This window comes from Neorhizobium sp. BETTINA12A, assembly GCF_023006485.1.
Taxonomy (GTDB): Bacteria; Pseudomonadota; Alphaproteobacteria; order Rhizobiales; family Rhizobiaceae; genus Neorhizobium.
Map to the genome: position 1 here is coordinate 17,192 of NZ_JALBGW010000042.1, position 16,437 is coordinate 33,628.

The following is a 16,437-nucleotide window of genomic DNA, read 5'->3' on the forward strand; positions in this document are numbered from 1 at the left end:
GAAAGTGCTTTCAGGCCGCCAACCTCTCCCTCGTTGCGCGACTGAAATAGTGGATTTCCTCTGAAGCCACCGTGATGACGACCGGCGTGTCCGGAGGCAGGTCGACCGAGGCCGAGGACCGGATGCCGACCAGCGTGCCGTCGCCGAGACGCACATACACATACGTGTTCTCGCCCAGATATTCCGTGTAGACGACGCTGCCCTTGAAACCCTCAGTGCTTTCGTCCGTGGAGACCGTCATCGCATCCGGCCGGACGCCGATCACGAGATCGCGCTCGTCCGATTGCGGCAGGCGGGAAACGCTGACCGATCCCGATCCGGCAAGCCCGAGATTGTTGCTGTCGCGTTCAACATTGAGAAGCGACATGCGGGGCGAGCCGATGAAGGTCGCGACGAACGTGTTGGCCGGCCGTTCGTAAAGTTCGCGCGGGCTGCCGAACTGTTCGACCTTGCCGTTGTTCATCACGACGATCCGGTCGGCAAGCGTCATCGCCTCGACTTGGTCGTGGGTGACGTAAATCGTGGTGCCGCCGATTTCTCGGTGAAGCCTGGCGATCTCCAGGCGCACGTCGGAGCGCAGCGCCGCATCGAGGTTGGAAAGAGGTTCGTCGAGAAGCAGGACCTTCGGCTTTCTGACCAATGCGCGGCCGATCGCGACGCGCTGGCGCTGGCCGCCGGAAAGTTCGCGCGGCTTACGCTTCAGGAGCGGATCGAGCCGCAGCATCTTGGAGGCTTCGTCGATGCGCTTTTCGACTTCGTCTTTCTCAAGGCCCATCAACCGTGCGCCAAAAGCCATGTTTTCGTAGACATCCATATGCGGATAGAGCGCATAGGACTGAAACACCATGGCGATGCCGCGGCGCGACGGGGCAACGTCGTTCATCCGGCGGTCGTCGAGGTGAAACTCGCCGGAACTGATCGTATCGAGGCCCGCGATCAATCTTAGAAGCGTCGATTTTCCGCATCCCGACGGGCCGACGAAAACGACGAATTCCCTGTCGGAAATCTGGAGGTCGATACCGTGCAGCACGTCGACGGATTTGAAGCTTTTCTTGATGCCGCTGAGGGTCATTCGAGCCATGCCGAAACTCCGTACTCGTCAATTCAAAGTGTGCTCGGCGGCAAGTGCCGTGAGCAATTCAGCCGTTTCAAACGGATCGCGATGAAGGATGCAATTCTGCCATCCGAGCTCGCGCGCTGCCACGACGTTTTCCTCGATGTCGTCGATGAAGATGACGTCCTTTTCCGAACATCCTTCGACTTCCGACACCGCTTGAAAAATCATCGGGTCCGGTTTTTCAAGGCCCATGTCCTGGGAGAGGTATTCGCGATCGAAATAACCAGCGCCCAGGAGGTTGTCGCTAATATAACGCCAGTGGATCGGCTGATTGTTGCTGAGGCAGACGACGCGATGATTTTTCCTGAGCTTGCGGACGAAACCGATGAATTCGTCAAAACCCTCGGCGACATAGGCATGTTCGGCTTCATAGACGCTTTCGGTCGGCACGCCGAATATTCCGGCGAGCGCCTGCACGTAATCGGGCTCCGTCGACCGCCCCAGCCGAAAATCGCGGAAGATCGCCTCCGGAACGTCGCCATACCGCAGGGACGGACCTGCGCCGCCGGGCTTCGATACCGCGCGGTCACGGGAAGCCGGATCGAGCTTCACGAACACGCCGCCAATATCAAAAATGAAGAGCTTTTCGCGTTTCTTCATGAGCCGGTTCCAGCACCACTCCCTCATCCCTTAAGTGTTAACAACCTATTAGATAATTCCGTCCTGTCAATTAAGTATGGAATTTTTTATTCGTGTCGAATGTTTTCAACAGGCTGTTGCCGCCTTCGCTTCATTTTGGTCGGGGATCTACTATGGGTATTGGTGCGGGATGTAATGAGCCGCAGGTGATAAGGCCTTAGAAACACGCCTGATTTGCGGGTGAGTCGGTCATCTCGCAACGGCAATGCCGCGTGACGGAATGGAATATAAAATTCTTTATGTTTTTACTGATGGGAATTTTCTATCGTAATCGTTTTGGTCACAAGGATCGCCGATCGAACGATCGGCGGGAAGACCGATATCGGGGTGGCCGGCATCATAATGGCAGGCGGTTGATTGTGTTGGGGAAGCGCGGCCGCTCGGATGTTAGCGGCAGGACGGTCGTCTGGGGGGCGTGGCAGACGTCGTGTGTGAGATGACCCCGTAGCCGTGCCCGGACCAGCACAGTCGAGCCGAGCCACGGGGAATGGCTGCTTCTCAAGGTCCGCAGCACAATGCAAGTCGTCCTCTACCGCAAGCGGGCGAGGGTGGGATAGAGCGACGGGATATTATCGTGAGTTACCCGATCGCCTGTATCTCTTGGACCAGGCGACCGGAGGATGGTTCCGACGGGTGCTTAGTCGGGACGACTTACGCCGCGACCGGCTGGGCGGGCGCCTTGGCGCCGGTCATGAAGGCGACGGCGTCGGACATCGTGTATTCTTTCGGATCGATCACGGTCAGCCGTCGTCCAAGCCGATGAATATGGATACGGTCGGCCACTTCGAACACATGCGGCATGTTGTGCGAGATGAGCACAATCGGAATGCCGCGCGAGCGCACGTCGAGGATAAGCTCCAGAACTTTCCGGCTTTCCTTGACGCCGAGTGCGGCGGTTGGTTCATCGAGGATGATGACCTTGGAACCGAAGGCGGCGGCCCGGGCCACCGCAACGCCCTGACGCTGGCCGCCAGACAGGGTCTCGACGGCCTGGTTGATGTTCTGGATCGTCATCAGCCCGAGTTCGGTAAGCTTGTCTCGGGCCTGCTTTTCCATCGTCGGTCGGTCGAGCATACGAAACCACTGACCGAGCACGCCCGGTTTGCGGATTTCGCGCCCGAGAAACATGTTGTCGGCGATGGATAGCGCCGGTGAGAGCGCGAGGTTCTGGTAGACGGTCTCGATGCCCGCATCGCGGGCTTCGAGCGGCGACTTGAAGTGCACCGGCCGGCCTTCCAGGGTGATTTCACCCTCGTCGGGCCGCACCGCGCCGGAGATCGCCTTGATCAGCGAGGATTTGCCGGCACCGTTGTCGCCGATGACGGCGAGGATTTCACCGGGGTAGAGATCGAAATCGGCGTTGTCGAGAGCGGTCACGCGTCCGTAGCGTTTTACCAGGCCGCGGGCTGTGAGGATGGGTTCGACACTCATGATTACACCGAGACCTTTCTGATCCACTGATCGATGGCGACGGCGGCGATGATGAGCCAGCCGGTCAGCATGACTTTCCATTGAGGATCGGCGCCGAGCATGTTGAGTCCCATCGACATGACGCCGACGAGCATGGCGCCGAACAGCGTGCCGAGAATGGAGCCGCGGCCGCCGAACAGCGAGATGCCGCCGATCACCGTCGCGGTGATCGCCTGCAGGTTATAGTCGGTCACCGCGGAGGAGGGGGATATCGAACCGTTGCGGCCGATCGAAACCCAGGCGGCGAAGGCGGCGATGATCCCGGCGATCGTGTAGACGCTGAGCAAAACCTTGCGAGTCTGGATACCGGAGAGTTTTGCTGCTTCCGGGTCGTCACCGACGGCGTAAACATGCCTTCCCCAGGCCGTATGGTTGAGGATGTACCAGAGCACTGCAACGAGCAGGACCATGGCGATGACACCAAGTGTCAGGATGGCGCTGCCTACCTTGAAATTGAGAGCGAAGAGATGGAGGAGCGGCGCCTTTTCATCCACGTCGGTGTCGCGGATCGTCTCGTTGGCGGAATAGATGAAATTCGTCGCCATGATGATGTTCCAGGAGCCGAGCGTCACGATGAACGGCGGCAGCCTCATGACCGCGACAAGGAACCCGTTGAAGAAACCGCAGATGCCGCCGGTGATCAGGCCGACAAGGATCGCTATGCCCGCGGGCATGCCGTAGGTGACGGCGAAATTGCCCATGATGACGGCCGATATCACCATCACCACCCCGATCGAAAGATCGATGCCGGCGGTGAGGATGATCAGCGTCTGGGCAGAGCCGAGAATACCGACCACCGCGATCTGCTGAAGGATCAGCGTCAGCGTATAGGACGAGAAGAACCGTCCGCCGATGGCGATGCCGAAGATGATGATGGACAGGATCAGTACGATCAGCGGCACGGCAGCGGGTGTCGAATGCAGAAAATGCTGCGCGCGTTTTAAGAGAGAGACGTCCTGGCTCTCGAACGAGGCAACGCTTTTGTCGCTGCCATCGAGAACACGCTCGAATTCCTGTGTTCCACTCATGTTTCCTCCTCCGCGCGCTGAATGCGCAGGAACCGTCCGTTGAGTTCGCCCGGTCTTCGCCGGTTGCTTCCCAGCGGCGTATCGCTGGTCGAAAATGGCCGGGGATTTCGCCCCGGCCGGAATGGGGCTATCTGATGAGGATCAACCCCAGCACTTAGCCGTACCTTCCTTGACGTCGATCGACTTGACGCCGGAAACAGGTTTGTCGGTGACCAGCGAGACGCCGGTGTCAAAGAAGGACTTGCCTTCGGTCGGCTTCGGCTTTTCCTTGGTGTCGGCGAACTTCTTGATCGCCTCGATGCCGAGCGATGCCATCAGCAGCGGATATTGCTGCGAGGTGGCGCCGATCACGCCTTCCTTGACCGACTTGACGCCCGGGCAACCGCCGTCGACCGAGACGATCAGCACGTTCTTTTCCATGCCGACAGCTTTCAGGGCCTGGTAGGCACCGACGGCGGCGGGCTCGTTGATCGTGTGGATGACGTTGATGCCGGAATTTTTCTGGAGAAGGTTTTCCATGGCCTTGCGGCCGCCTTCCTCATTGCCGTTGGTCACGTCGTGGCCGACGATGCGCTTATCGGTTTCGTCACCGATCTTGTCCGGGTTCTTGGGATCGATGCCAAAGCCGATCATGAAGCCCTGGTCGCGCAAAACGTCGACCGTCGGCTGGTCCGGGGTCAGATCCAGGAAGCCGACCTTGGCATCCTTGGCCTTGTCGCCCATGGTTTCCTTGGCCCACTGGCCGATCAGCTTGCCGGCAAGAAGATTGTCGGTGGCGAAGGTCGCGTCGGCGGCGTTGATCGGGTCGAGCGGGGTGTCGAGGGCGATGACGAGGACGCCGGCATCACGGGCCTTCTTGACGGTCGGCACGATGCCCTTGGTGTCGGACGCGGTGATGAGAATGCCCTTGGCGCCGTCGGCGATGCAGCTTTCGATGGCTGCGACCTGGCTTTCGCTGTCGCCGTCGATCTTACCGGCATAGGATTTCAGCGTCACGCCGAGTTCCTTGGCCTTGGCCGAGGCACCTTCCTTCATCTTCACGAAGAAGGGATTGGTGTCGGTCTTGGTGATCAGGCAGGCGGACACGCCGGCGGCCTGGGCAGGGGCGGAAAACGCGACGCCCAGGACAAGGGCGCCGAATGCGGCGGACAATACGGATTTCTTCATGGTCTCCTCCCAGAGTTAAGATTGTCCGCCATGCGGACCAAACGTTCGGACACCGGTGCCACCGAGTTCGACAGGCGTCTCCTCCAAGCCGTCCTGTGCCCTTACACCCTAATTAAGAACGAGTTGAAATAGCCTGTCAATAATTAATTCCGATTGAATTATTTATTTCTCGTGCCATAGTTTGCCGAAGTGGAGGTTCAGAATCTGGCGATCCGTGTGCAGTACGTCTTTGGGATTGGGGTGGGATATCAAAAAGATACCCAGCGTTCCTGAATGAGACTTCTCCGTCGGTTCAAGGCTTCTGGGAGGAAGAGCCATGTCGGTTTCGGATAGTGTGGCGCAAGGCCATGCGCTGCTGGGCAATTTTACCGGCGGTTCAAATCAGGTGCGGGTGAGGGCCTATAATGAACGGCTCGTGCTTTCGCTTGTGCGTCTGAACGGCTCGATGTCGAAGGCGGATATCACGCGACGCAGCGGGCTTTCCGCCCAGACCGTCTCGGTCATCATGCGAGCACTCGAAAAGGACGGTCTGTTGTTGCGCGGTGAACCGGTGCGCGGCCGGGTGGGGCAGCCTTCGGTGCCGATGCGCCTCAATCCGGATGCGGCCTACTCGTTCGGCGTGAAGATAGGTCGGCGTAGTGCCGACCTGGTGCTGATGGATTTCGTCGGTCATATCCGGCTGCAATATCACGAGACCTATGCCTATCCGCTTCCCGGGAAGATCATCGAGATCATCACGTCCGGCATCGCCCGGCTCGAAGGCCAGTTGAATGAGGCACAGCGCGGCCGTATCGCCGGGATCGGGATCGCCGCACCGTTCGAACTCTGGAACTGGGCCGAGGAGGTGGGCGCTCCGCAAGGGGCGATGGAGGTTTGGCGCGGGTTCGATCTGCAGGCGGAAATCGCAGCTAAGGTCCAGCACGCGGTTTATCTGCAGAACGACGCGACCAGCGCCTGCGGCGCAGAACTGGTATTCGGCGTTGGCCCGTCCTATCCGGATTTCGTGTATTTCTTCATCGGATCGTTCATCGGCGGCGGGATCGTTCTGAATTCCGCGATTTTTTCCGGCCGGACCGGAACCGCCGGCGCGGTGGGGCCGCTTCCGGTGCGTGGCAAGGATGGCGAGACGCGCCAATTGCTCGACATCGCCTCGATCTTCGTTCTGGAGAACCTTCTGAAAGAGCGGAACCTGGATCCGCAGCCGCTCTGGTATTCCGCCGACGACTGGATCGATTTCGGAGAACCGCTCGATCTGTGGATTTTCCAGACCGCGAATGCGCTCGCCCAGGCGATCGTCGCGGCAGCCTCGATCATCGATTTTGGCGCCGCCGTGATCGACGGCGGTTTTCCGGCCTGGGTGCGGCAACGGATCGTCGCCTCGACCATCGAGGCGGTGGCACGACTCGACCTTCAGGGCGTCATTATTCCCGATATCATCGAGGGAATGGTCGGCTCCCAGGCGCGGGCGATCGGCGGCGCCAGCCTGCCGATCTTTGCCAAATACCTCACCGACCAAAGCGTGCTTTTCAAGGACCTGCGCGAGATGCCGGCAGGGTCTTAGACTGCTGGCCGTCGGCCGATTCCATTGATCCCGGCGCCGTTTCGTTTGATCGGTGGAGAAGTTGCCTCAGCGGCCCTTGGCCTGGCGCCAGCGGGCGAAGTCCGTCTTGGTCTCCTCCCTGGTCGCCGGATAGAGACCGATGATCGAGCGGCCGCTCAGGACTTCCTCGGTGACGAAATCCTCGAATGCGGTCATCTCGACCACCTCGTCGGCGATCTCGTCGGCGATGCCGGCTGGAACGATAACAACGCCTTCATTGTCGCCGACAACCACGTCGCCCGGCCAGACCGCGACGTCGCCGCAGCCGATCGGCACGTTGATATCGAGCGCCTGATGGAGCGTCAGGTTGGTCGGGGCGGAGGGGCGGTTGTGATAAGCGCGGATGCCGAGTTCGGCAATTTCGGGGCTATCACGAAATCCGCCATCGGTGACGACGCCGGCGACGCCGCGCACCATCAGGCGCGACACAAGGATGGAGCCGGCGGAGGCGGCTCGGGGATCCCTGCGGCTGTCCATGACCATCACATGGCCGGCCGGGCACTGCTCGACGGCGGCGCGCTGCGGATGTTGCGGGTTCTGGAACACCGAAAGCGGGTTGAGGTCTTCACGTGCAGGGATGTAACGCAGGGTGAAGGCCTGACCGACCATGTTCTGCGGCTTTTGGGAAAGCGGCCGGACATCCTGGATGAACTGATTGCGCAGTCCACGCTTGAAGAGCGCGGTGCAGATCGTCGCGCAGCTGATGCCCTGGTATTTCTTGCGCGTGGTCTCGGAAAGAACGTAGTCGGTCATGGGGTCTCCACTCAGAAAATGTCTGGCTCGCCGGCGGTCGCGCCGAATTGCCGTTCGAGGAAATCGAAATCGCAGCCTTCGTTGGCCTGCTTGATGTGCTTTGAGAACATCCAGCCATAACCGCGTTCATACTTGTCGGCCGGGGCCACCCATTCGGCGCGGCGGCTGGCGAGTGTCTCTTCGTCCACCAGCATGTCGATCGAGCGGTTCGGTAGGTCGACGCGGATGATGTCGCCGGTGCGCACCAGCGACAGCGGCCCGCCGATATGGGCTTCCGGCGCCACATGCAGGATGCAGGCACCGTAGCTCGTGCCGGACATGCGGGCATCGGAAATGCGCAGCATATCGCGATAACCCTGTTTCAGGATCTTCTTCGGGATTGGCAGCATGCCCCATTCCGGCATGCCGGGACCGCCCTTCGGCCCGGCATTGCGCAGAATCAGGACGTGATCGGCGGTGACGTCCAGATCCTCGCGGTCGATCATCGCCTTCATTTCGGGATAGCTGTCGAAGACGAGGGCAGGGCCTTCGTGAACCCGCAGCCGCGGTTCGCAGGCAGAGGGCTTCATGACGCAGCCGTCCGGCGCGAGATTGCCCTTGAGAACCGCCAGCGAGCCCTCGTGGTAGATCGGGTTGGAAAGCGGGCGAATGACGTCGCTGTTGTAGACTTCCGCACCCTTCAACGTTTCGCCGAGCGGGAAACCGCTGACGGTCATGGCGTCGAGTTTCAGGAGATCCTTGATCTCCGACATCAGGGCGCGCAGGCCCCCGGCGTAATAGAAGTCTTCCATCAGGTATTTGTCACCGGTCGGACGAATGTTGGCGACAACCGGCGTCGTGCGTCCCGCCCTGTCGAGATCGTCCAGCGTCAGCGGCACGCCGGCGCGGCGGGCCATCGACAGGAGATGGACAACGGCATTGGTGGAACAGCCGGTCGCCATGGCGACGGTCGTGGCGTTGTGGACTGCGTCGGCCGTGATGATCTTGTCCGGGGTCAAATCGTCCCAAACCATTTCGACGATCCGGCGGCCGCACCGCGTGCTCATGCGGATATGGTTGACGTCGGCGGCGGGAATGGAGCTCGCGCCGGGGAGGGTGAGGCCGAGCGCTTCGGCGATCGCGGTCATCGTGCTTGCGGTGCCGAAGGTCATGCAATGGCCGTAGGAACGGGCAATGCCTTCCTCGACGCCGGTCCATTGTTCTTCGGAAATCGTGCCGGCGCGGCGCTCGTCCCAGTATTTCCAGGCGTCAGAACCGGAGCCCAGCCATTCGCCTTTGTAGTTGCCGCGCAGCATCGGGCCGGCGGGCAGGAAGATCATCGGGAAACCGGCGCTGATGGCGCCCATGACGAGGGCAGGGGTGGTCTTGTCGCAGCCGCCCATCAGCACTGCCCCGTCGACCGGGTGGGCGCGCAACAGCTCTTCCGTCTCCATGGCGAGGAAGTTGCGGTAGAGCATGGAGGTCGGCTTCAGCGCGCTTTCGGAGAGCGACTGCACCGGCAGTTCCACCGGAAAGCCGCCCGCCTGAAGCACGCCGCGCTTCACATGCTCGACGCGGTCCTTGAAATGGGAGTGGCAGGCGTTGAGGTCAGACCAGGTATTGAGGATGGCGATGATCGGCTTTTTGCCCCAATCCTTCTCGTCATAACCCATCTGCATCATGCGGGAGCGATGTCCCGACGAACGAAGATCATCCGGCGCGAACCAGCGTGCGCTGCGGAGATTGGCTGCTTGCTTAGTCATGCTTGCTCTTCCAGAAATCCTGCCATCATTCCGGTGTCGATTATGTTTCGATCCGGGGACGGAGCTCCTCCCGCCCGGCATCAACTTAAACAGGCTTTGCGGAAATTGATATATCAAGTTTCAGATTTCTGCCTTGATATATCAAATTTCAGGTGGTAGATCAGCGCCATAAGCATGGAGGATATGAATGGGAGGTGACGACGCACTTCTGCCCGTGGAGCCGGTTTTTCTGAAAAGCCTGCGCGACCACGTCTATGGCCTAGTGCGCGACGCCATTCTTGCCGGCCGACTGAAGGGTGGCGAAAAGCTCAACGAGCGTCATCTCGCTAGTCAGCTTGGCATCAGCACGACGCCTCTGAAGGAGGCCTTGCGCGTACTCGAAGCCGAAGGTTTGGTACGATCGGAGCCCCGCCGTGGGATCTACATCACCTTCAATGCCGGCCAGGCGGAAGAGATGATGCTGGCGCGTGCCGCGCTCGAAAGCATGATCGCTCGCCAGGCCGCCAAGCGGGTAACGGATGAAGATATTGCCCTGATGCGCGAGCTCATCGTCGAGATGCGAGCCGGTCTCGAGACGGTGGATGTGCTGCAGTTCATCGCTCTCAACGAGCGCTTCCACAACGCCATCCATGAAGCATCTGGCTGCGGCTATCTGCGTCGCCTGCAGGGCGGCCAGAACATCTACACCCATGCGGCCCGTCTCAGCGTGCTGTCGGAGGAGCGGGAGCGCTTCCTGGCGGTCGAGGAACATCAGGCCATCGCCAACGCGATCGCCGCCCGCGAGCCGGATCTCGCCGAGCGGCTGATGCGCGACCACGTCATTCGCTCGGGCGAGAAACATCTTCTCCGGGTGTAGCAAGTCGGGAATGGGGGAAACGGACATGAATATCCGCGATTACAAGCGCGTCCTCACGGGCATTTCGGGCGTCCACGTGACTGCCTACGACAACCAGGGGACGATCGATCCTCACTTGACCGGCAAGATCATCCGCCGCATTGCCGACGCGGGCATTCACAATATCGTCTGCGGCGGCAATACCGGCGAGTTCTACAGCCTTCAGCATGAGGAAGTGCTTCGCCTGCAGGCTATCTGCGTCGCGGCCGTCGAGGGCAAGACAGTCGTCACCGCCGCAGCCGGCCGTTCGGTCGGCGAAGCGATTGCGACCGCCAAGTCGGCCAAGCGTGAAGGCGCTCAGGGAGTGATGGTCCATCACCCGCTCGATCCATTCGCCGCACCCTGCTCGCAGGCCGACTATTTCATCGCCATCGCCGAGGCTTCGGAACTGCCGCTCGTCGCCTATGTGCGGTCCAATGCGATGGCGGTCGACGATCTTGCCCGCATTGCCACCCATCCGAACATTGCCGGCGTCAAGTTCGCCTCGACCGACATGATGCTGTTTTCCGAATGCGTGCGGGCGACCGAGGGCACGGATGCGGTCTGGATCTGCGGTCTCGCCGAGGGCTGGGCGGCACCTTTTTACGCACTCGGCGCCAAAGGCTTCACGTCCGGCCTCGTCAATATCGATCCGGCCCGGTCGCTGGCGATCTGGAATGCGCTCGAAGCGGGCGACTATGCCAGGACGCGGGCGCTGGTCGCCAAGATTGCAGGCTTCGAAACGTTGCGCACCAAGTTCAACAACGGTGCCAATGTCACGGTCGTCAAGGAGGCTTTGGCCTTGCGAGGCGAAAACCTCGGGCCGGTGCGTCTGCCGGGCCTGCCGGCGCTCGATGCCGCCGACCGCGATCGCCTCGAACAGATCTTAAAGGGCTGGGAACCTGTCGCCGCTTAAGCGTCGAAGGAGAGGCCTCGCGAATACCGGCGTTCCTGGCGCCGTTCACTGATCCCGCGCCGACGGATCACCCGCCGGCCCGTCCTTCGTTCATCCGGATAGACCCCATGAAAATCACAGCGCTCGAAACCGTCCAACTTCCCAGCCTGAACAATATCATCTGGCTTCGCATCCATACGGACGAAGGGATCATCGGCCTCGGCGAGACCTTTCGCGGGGCGGATGCAGTCGCGACCTACCTGCATGCGGAAGTCGCGCCGGCGCTGATCGGCAAGAACCCGCTGGAGATCGACCGGATTTCCAAGCAGCTGACCGAAACCTACGTGGGCTTCCGTTCCTCGGGCGTCGAAATCCGCGCGGCATCCGCCGTCGATATCGCGCTCTGGGACATTCTCGGCAAGGTCACGAACCAGCCGATCCACCAGCTTCTCGGCGGCCTTTCGCGGCCATCGATCCGCACCTACAACACCTGCGCCGGCTATTCCTACAATAGCCGTGGTTCGCGCCGCTACATCGGTGATGCCGACAAGCCTCAGGGTCCTTATGACGATCAAGTCGCCTTCACCAACGATGCGGGGGCGCTTGCCGAAAGCCTGCTGTCCGAAGGTATCACCGCCATGAAGATCTGGCCGCTTGATCCGTTCGCGGTCGCCAGCGGCGGCAATTTCATTCATCGGGATGACCTCGAAAAAGGGCTCGAGCCGTTCCGCAAGATCCGCGACGCGGTCGGCAACAAGATGGAAGTGATGGTCGAGCTGCATTCGATGTGGGATTTGCCGTCGGCACTGGCGATTGCCCGCGAGATCAAGGAATTCCGCCCCTTCTGGATGGAAGACCCGATCAAGATGCAGGACACGGAAGCGCTGGTGATCTATGCGGAGCGCTCGGGCCTGCCGGTCTGCGCCAGCGAGACGCTCGCAACCCGTGCCCAGTTCGTCGAACTGCTGCGCAAGAATGCCGTCGACTACGCCATGCTCGACATTTCCTGGTGCGGCGGTTTGAGCGAGGCGAAGAAGATCGCCACCATGGCGGAAGCCTTCCAGCGGCCGATCGCCCCGCATGACTGCACCGGCCCGGTCGTCTTCACCGCCTCTATCCACCTGGCGCTCAACGCGCCGAACGCAGTCTTCCAGGAGTCGGTACGCGCCTATTACTCGACCTGGTATCGCGATCTCGTCACCGTCATGCCGCGTATCGAAAACGGCCAGATCTATCCGTTCGAAGGAGCGGGCCTCGGGCTGGAACTCAGCGATTACGTGCTCGACAATCCCGACGTCATCCGCCGCACCACCAAGGTCGGCGACCTGTGATGCGTTTCGAACCGGTCGGTCGCCTCAGTCTCCGACTTGGCGAAGGCCCGGTCTGGGACGAAAGACGCAATCTCGTCTTTCTCTGCGACATCCCGACCGGCCGGCTGCTGGCGATCCGGCTCGGCGAGGGCCAGGTCGACGAGTGGGTTCTCGGTACCAATGTCTGTTCGCTCGGGCTTTGTGAAAGCGGCCGGCTGGTCGTGTCGCTGATGCGTGAGATTATTCTCTTCGACCCGGAGACCGGGGAGCGACAGACGCTCGCGCATCTCGACGGCGAGCTTGAGAGCAATCGGCTCAATGATGGCAAAGTGGGACCGGACGGCGCCTTCTGGGTTGGCACGACCGACCAGCGGCCGGAGCGTCAGCCAGTCTGTTCGCTTTACCGCATCGCTGCGGACGGCAAGTTTGCCGTCAAGAAGAGCGGGCTTTTGATTTCGAACGGGCTCGCCTGGTCGCCGGACGGCACGAGCATGTATCATTCGGATTCGGGCGGTCAGTGGATCGAGCGGCATGATTTCGACGTGGCTACGGGCGAGATCGGCGAAGGTGTCCGGATCGCGACGCCCGGCGAAGCGGATGGGCGGCCGGATGGCGGCGCAACCGATGCCGACGGCTTCTACTGGAGCGCCGGCGTTTCGGCCGGATGTCTCAACCGCTATTCGCCGGAGGGCATGGTGGTCGGCAAATATCCGCTGCCGGTGGCGACGCCGACCATGCCGTGTTTCTGCGGCCCGGATCTCAAGACGCTGCTCGTCACGTCGCACCGCTATCTTTCGCCGGAGAGGCTGGAGGCTTATCCCTTGAGCGGCGCGGTGCTGGTCGCATCCTCGACGGTCGCCGGGGTGCCGGTCGCGCGTATGAAAGGATTTTGACATGGATTTCGACAAGGCCAACAAGATCGATGACTGACGTATCCATTTACACGCTCAAGGCTGACCGTTGCGAACTGGTTGTCGATGCCGGCCACGGAGCCAGCCTCACCTCCTTCCGGTGGCGAAAGCCGGATGGTGACTGGTTCGAGATCCTGCATGCCTGCCCGCCGGCGCAGGTCGCATTGACCGGCGGCTCTTTCATCATGGCACCGTTTGCCAACCGGCTGGATGCCGGCCGCTTCCTGAACGCCGACGGACCGGTCGAGGTCCCGCTCAACCGGCCGGAACAGAACATGGCGCTGCACGGATTTTCCCGCGACAGGGCCTGGCAGGTTATCGAGGTTACCGAGAACACGCTGACCCTGGCCGACGACTTTACCGACGAGGCGATCCCCTTCGCCTATCGGTTGGTGCAGCATATCTCGATCGGGCCGGGTGGCGCCGAACTGTCGTTGACGCTGACCAACACTGCGAACCGCACGCTTCCCTATGGCATGGGTTTTCATCCCTGGTTCCGCAAGGAGGATGAAACCTGGCTGAACTTCGACGCTGAGATCGGTTTTGGCCGTGATCAACGGGGTTTGCCGACCGAGGCCGTTTCAGCCAGTAGGGGGCCCGACTTCGCCCACGGTCTCGATACGTCGAAGATGCCGTGGTTCGACGGGCATTTTTCGGAATGGGCACCACGCCGGGCAGTCCTCGAGTGGCGACGCGCCGGGGTCAGCATGACGCTTTCGGCGACCGGAGCCCTGACCAACCTGCATGTCTACGTGCCCGACGATCGGCCCATTCTCTGCGTCGAACCCGTCAGCCACGTGCCCGACGTCCACAATCGACGGGAACTGGCGCGATACGGCGACCTTGAATGGCTGGCACCTGGAGAAACTATCGCGGGGTCCATGGTTCTTCGGTTCTCCTAAGCGGAAGAAGACATATCATTTTTGTTTTTGCTACGGACCTTCTGAGCTAGATCGTTCGGCGGATAAAAATGCACCGCACAAAATATTTGTTGGATGCGCCCTTCCAGAACTCGCACATTGCATAAGTCGCCCTACATAACAGTGGCTTTTATGTGTTCCAGGCCAAGTCAAACGAGGTGGTGACTGGCGATCCGGAGGGAAATTCTGTCATGTCTTTGAAGAAAATGCTTTTGGGCATAGCTTTTGCGCTAGGCGTCTCGGCCACCATGGCGAATGCCCAGGTCGTCGTCTCGTCCAAGATCGATACCGAAGGCGGGGTGCTGGGCAATATCATCCTTGCCATGCTGAAGGCGAACAACATCCAGACCACCGATCGTATCCAGCTCGGAGCGACGCCTGTGGTGCGCAAGGCGATCACCGCCGGCGAGATTGACATCTATCCGGAATATACCGGTAACGGCGCCTTCTTCTTCGAAAAGGGCGACGATCCGGCCTGGAAGAACCCGCAAAAGGCCTATGAAGCGGTCAAGAAGCTCGATTACGACGCCAACAAGATCGTCTGGCTGACGCCGTCTTCGGCCAACAACACCTGGGCGATCGCGGTGCGCAAGGATGTCGCGGATGCCAACAAGCTGAAGACGCTGACCGATTTCGGCAAATATGTCGCCGGCGGCGGCAAGATCGTGCTGGCGGCATCGTCCGAGTTCGTCAATTCGGCCGCAGCCCTGCCGGCCTTCCAGACCACCTACGGCTTTAAGCTGAAACCCGACCAGCTGATCACGCTCTCGGGCGGTGATACGGCTGCGACCATCGGTGCGGCCGCCAACCAAACCAACAATGCCAATGCCGCCATGGTCTACGGCACCGACGGCGGCATCGCGCCTTCCGGGCTCGTTGTTCTCGAAGACGACAAGGGCGTCCAGCCGGTCTATCAGCCGACCCCGATCATCCGCGAGGCAGTGCTCAAGAAGAACCCGACCATCGAGGCGGTGCTGAAGCCGGTCTTCGCCAAGCTCGACCTCGTCACGCTGCAGGACCTTAACGGTCGCGTGCAGGTGGGCGGCGAACCGGCCAAGGCGGTCGCCGAGGATTTCCTCAAGAAGAACGGCTTCCTGAAGTAATTCCTTTTCGGCGCGGTTTCGTGCCAACATGGGCCGGGCGTTGGAACGCCCGGCTTTTTCATCGATCATAGGGTCGGTTTATGAGGGGCGTGGGTCGGTTTGAGAGTTCGGTTCGATAAGCTCGGCATCGTCATAGCCCTTCTAGCCGCTTACGGCGGGCTCTGGGCGTCGTTTGCGACGCTCAAGCCCAATCGCATCGTGCAGGGCCAGGCGGAGGCGATGCTTCAGTCGCTGCCGGCTTGGGCGGGTTGGGGCCTTGTCGTGGTCCTTGTTCTTGCAATCGCCGCGGCACTCTTTCGCACCGCTCCCTGGATCAAGCTCCTTGCAGCCGTCGTGGCGCTGGCGGCGCTGACGCTTTCGATCGGGTACGCGGCGACCTTCCTGACGCCGGCCGGCAATACCTATGCCCGCGTCTCACCCGCCTCGGGCTTCTGGCTACTGCTGTTCGCCTTCGCGCTTCTGGCTGCCGATGCGATCACGCGGCTCGATCCGCCGCCGGCGATGCGGGTTCTGTTTCTAGTCATGGCAGCGGCGGCGATTGGCACGCTGCTGATGTCGGGAAGCTGGAACGGGCTGTCGATCATGAAGGAATATGCGGGCCGCGCCGACGTCTTCTGGATCGAAGCGGGCAAGCATGTGGAACTGGCGCTGGGTTCGCTGTTTGCCGCAGTCCTGGTCGGGTTGCCGCTCGGCATCCTCTGTCATCGGGTGGCACCGCTTCGGGATGGCGTGCTCAACACGCTGAACCTCGTCCAGACCATCCCGTCGATCGCGCTTTTCGGCCTGTTGATCGCGCCGCTTGGCTGGATCGCCGCCAATGTGCCGGGGGCTGCGGCGATCGGCATCCGAGGCATCGTGGTGGCGCCTGATTTTGTCTCGCTGTTTCTCTATTCGCTGCTGCCTGTCGT

The 16,437-nt window shown here is 61.0% G+C and carries 15 protein-coding genes; 8 read left to right on the forward strand and 7 right to left on the reverse strand.

The genetic code is table 11. From position 1 onward, the window contains the following. Window positions 1-10: 10 nt before the first annotated feature. The 5 genes from MOV61_RS13320 to MOV61_RS13340 form a co-directional block, all read right to left on the reverse strand. The gene (locus tag MOV61_RS13320; RefSeq protein ID WP_038588069.1) at window positions 11-1,081 is read right to left on the reverse strand and encodes an ABC transporter ATP-binding protein; all 1,071 of its coding nucleotides are present in this window, start codon (window positions 1,079-1,081) and stop codon (window positions 11-13) included. 18 nt (window positions 1,082-1,099) lie between these two features. Next, window positions 1,100-1,717 (reverse strand): HAD-IA family hydrolase, encoded by a 618-nt coding sequence (locus tag MOV61_RS13325; protein ID WP_247136897.1) that lies wholly within the window; start codon window positions 1,715-1,717, stop codon window positions 1,100-1,102. Window positions 1,718-2,407: 690 nt separating this feature from the next. Then, window positions 2,408-3,187 (reverse strand): ATP-binding cassette domain-containing protein, encoded by a 780-nt coding sequence (locus MOV61_RS13330; protein WP_038543897.1) that lies wholly within the window; start codon window positions 3,185-3,187, stop codon window positions 2,408-2,410. A gap of 2 nt (window positions 3,188-3,189) precedes the next feature. Then, window positions 3,190-4,254: an ABC transporter permease gene (locus tag MOV61_RS13335; RefSeq protein ID WP_038543895.1), complete on the reverse strand. Its 1,065-nt coding sequence runs from the start codon at window positions 4,252-4,254 to the stop codon at window positions 3,190-3,192. Between the two features lie 141 nt (window positions 4,255-4,395). Further along, entirely contained in the window at window positions 4,396-5,421 is a 1,026-nt protein-coding gene (locus MOV61_RS13340) for a sugar ABC transporter substrate-binding protein (protein WP_038543894.1), read from the reverse strand. Between the two features lie 316 nt (window positions 5,422-5,737). Between MOV61_RS13340 and MOV61_RS13345 the strand changes: the two genes are divergently transcribed. Beyond that, window positions 5,738-6,982 carry an ROK family transcriptional regulator gene (locus MOV61_RS13345; protein WP_247136898.1) on the forward strand — a complete coding sequence of 415 codons (1,245 nt, stop codon included), beginning with the start codon at window positions 5,738-5,740 and terminating at the stop codon, window positions 6,980-6,982. A 66-nt stretch (window positions 6,983-7,048) separates the two neighbouring features. On the opposite strand, the gene MOV61_RS13350 is transcribed toward MOV61_RS13345, so the two are convergent. After that, on the reverse strand, window positions 7,049-7,774 hold the full coding sequence (locus MOV61_RS13350; RefSeq protein ID WP_038543892.1) for a ribonuclease activity regulator RraA: 726 nt from the start codon (window positions 7,772-7,774) through the stop codon (window positions 7,049-7,051). An 11-nt stretch (window positions 7,775-7,785) separates the two neighbouring features. After that, a complete protein-coding gene (gene araD, locus MOV61_RS13355) occupies window positions 7,786-9,516 on the reverse strand; it encodes an L-arabinonate dehydratase (RefSeq protein WP_247136899.1) in 1,731 nt (576 codons plus the stop codon). 187 nt (window positions 9,517-9,703) lie between these two features. Here araD and MOV61_RS13360 point away from each other — a divergent pair, with 187 nt between their 5' ends. The 7 genes from MOV61_RS13360 to MOV61_RS13390 all read left to right on the forward strand — a co-directional run. After that, window positions 9,704-10,372: a GntR family transcriptional regulator gene (locus MOV61_RS13360; protein WP_247136900.1), complete on the forward strand. Its 669-nt coding sequence runs from the start codon at window positions 9,704-9,706 to the stop codon at window positions 10,370-10,372. 25 nt (window positions 10,373-10,397) lie between these two features. Next, window positions 10,398-11,306, forward strand: a complete 909-nt coding sequence (locus MOV61_RS13365; protein WP_247032839.1) for a dihydrodipicolinate synthase family protein — start codon at window positions 10,398-10,400, stop codon at window positions 11,304-11,306. 107 nt (window positions 11,307-11,413) lie between these two features. Continuing rightward, complete coding sequence (locus MOV61_RS13370; protein WP_247032840.1) at window positions 11,414-12,616, forward strand: mandelate racemase/muconate lactonizing enzyme family protein; 1,203 nt, start codon at window positions 11,414-11,416, stop codon at window positions 12,614-12,616. Next, window positions 12,616-13,488, forward strand: a complete 873-nt coding sequence (locus tag MOV61_RS13375; RefSeq protein WP_247136901.1) for an SMP-30/gluconolactonase/LRE family protein — start codon at window positions 12,616-12,618, stop codon at window positions 13,486-13,488. Before MOV61_RS13370 ends, MOV61_RS13375 begins: the two co-directional genes overlap by 1 nt. Before the next feature lie 29 nt (window positions 13,489-13,517). Continuing rightward, window positions 13,518-14,408: a hypothetical protein gene (locus MOV61_RS13380; protein WP_247136902.1), complete on the forward strand. Its 891-nt coding sequence runs from the start codon at window positions 13,518-13,520 to the stop codon at window positions 14,406-14,408. Between the two features lie 209 nt (window positions 14,409-14,617). Further along, complete coding sequence (locus tag MOV61_RS13385) at window positions 14,618-15,529, forward strand: ABC transporter substrate-binding protein (RefSeq protein ID WP_038543879.1); 912 nt, start codon at window positions 14,618-14,620, stop codon at window positions 15,527-15,529. Between the two features lie 99 nt (window positions 15,530-15,628). Continuing rightward, window positions 15,629-16,437, forward strand: an 809-nt coding sequence (locus tag MOV61_RS13390; RefSeq protein ID WP_247136903.1) for an ABC transporter permease, incomplete at its 3' end; no start/stop codon positions are given.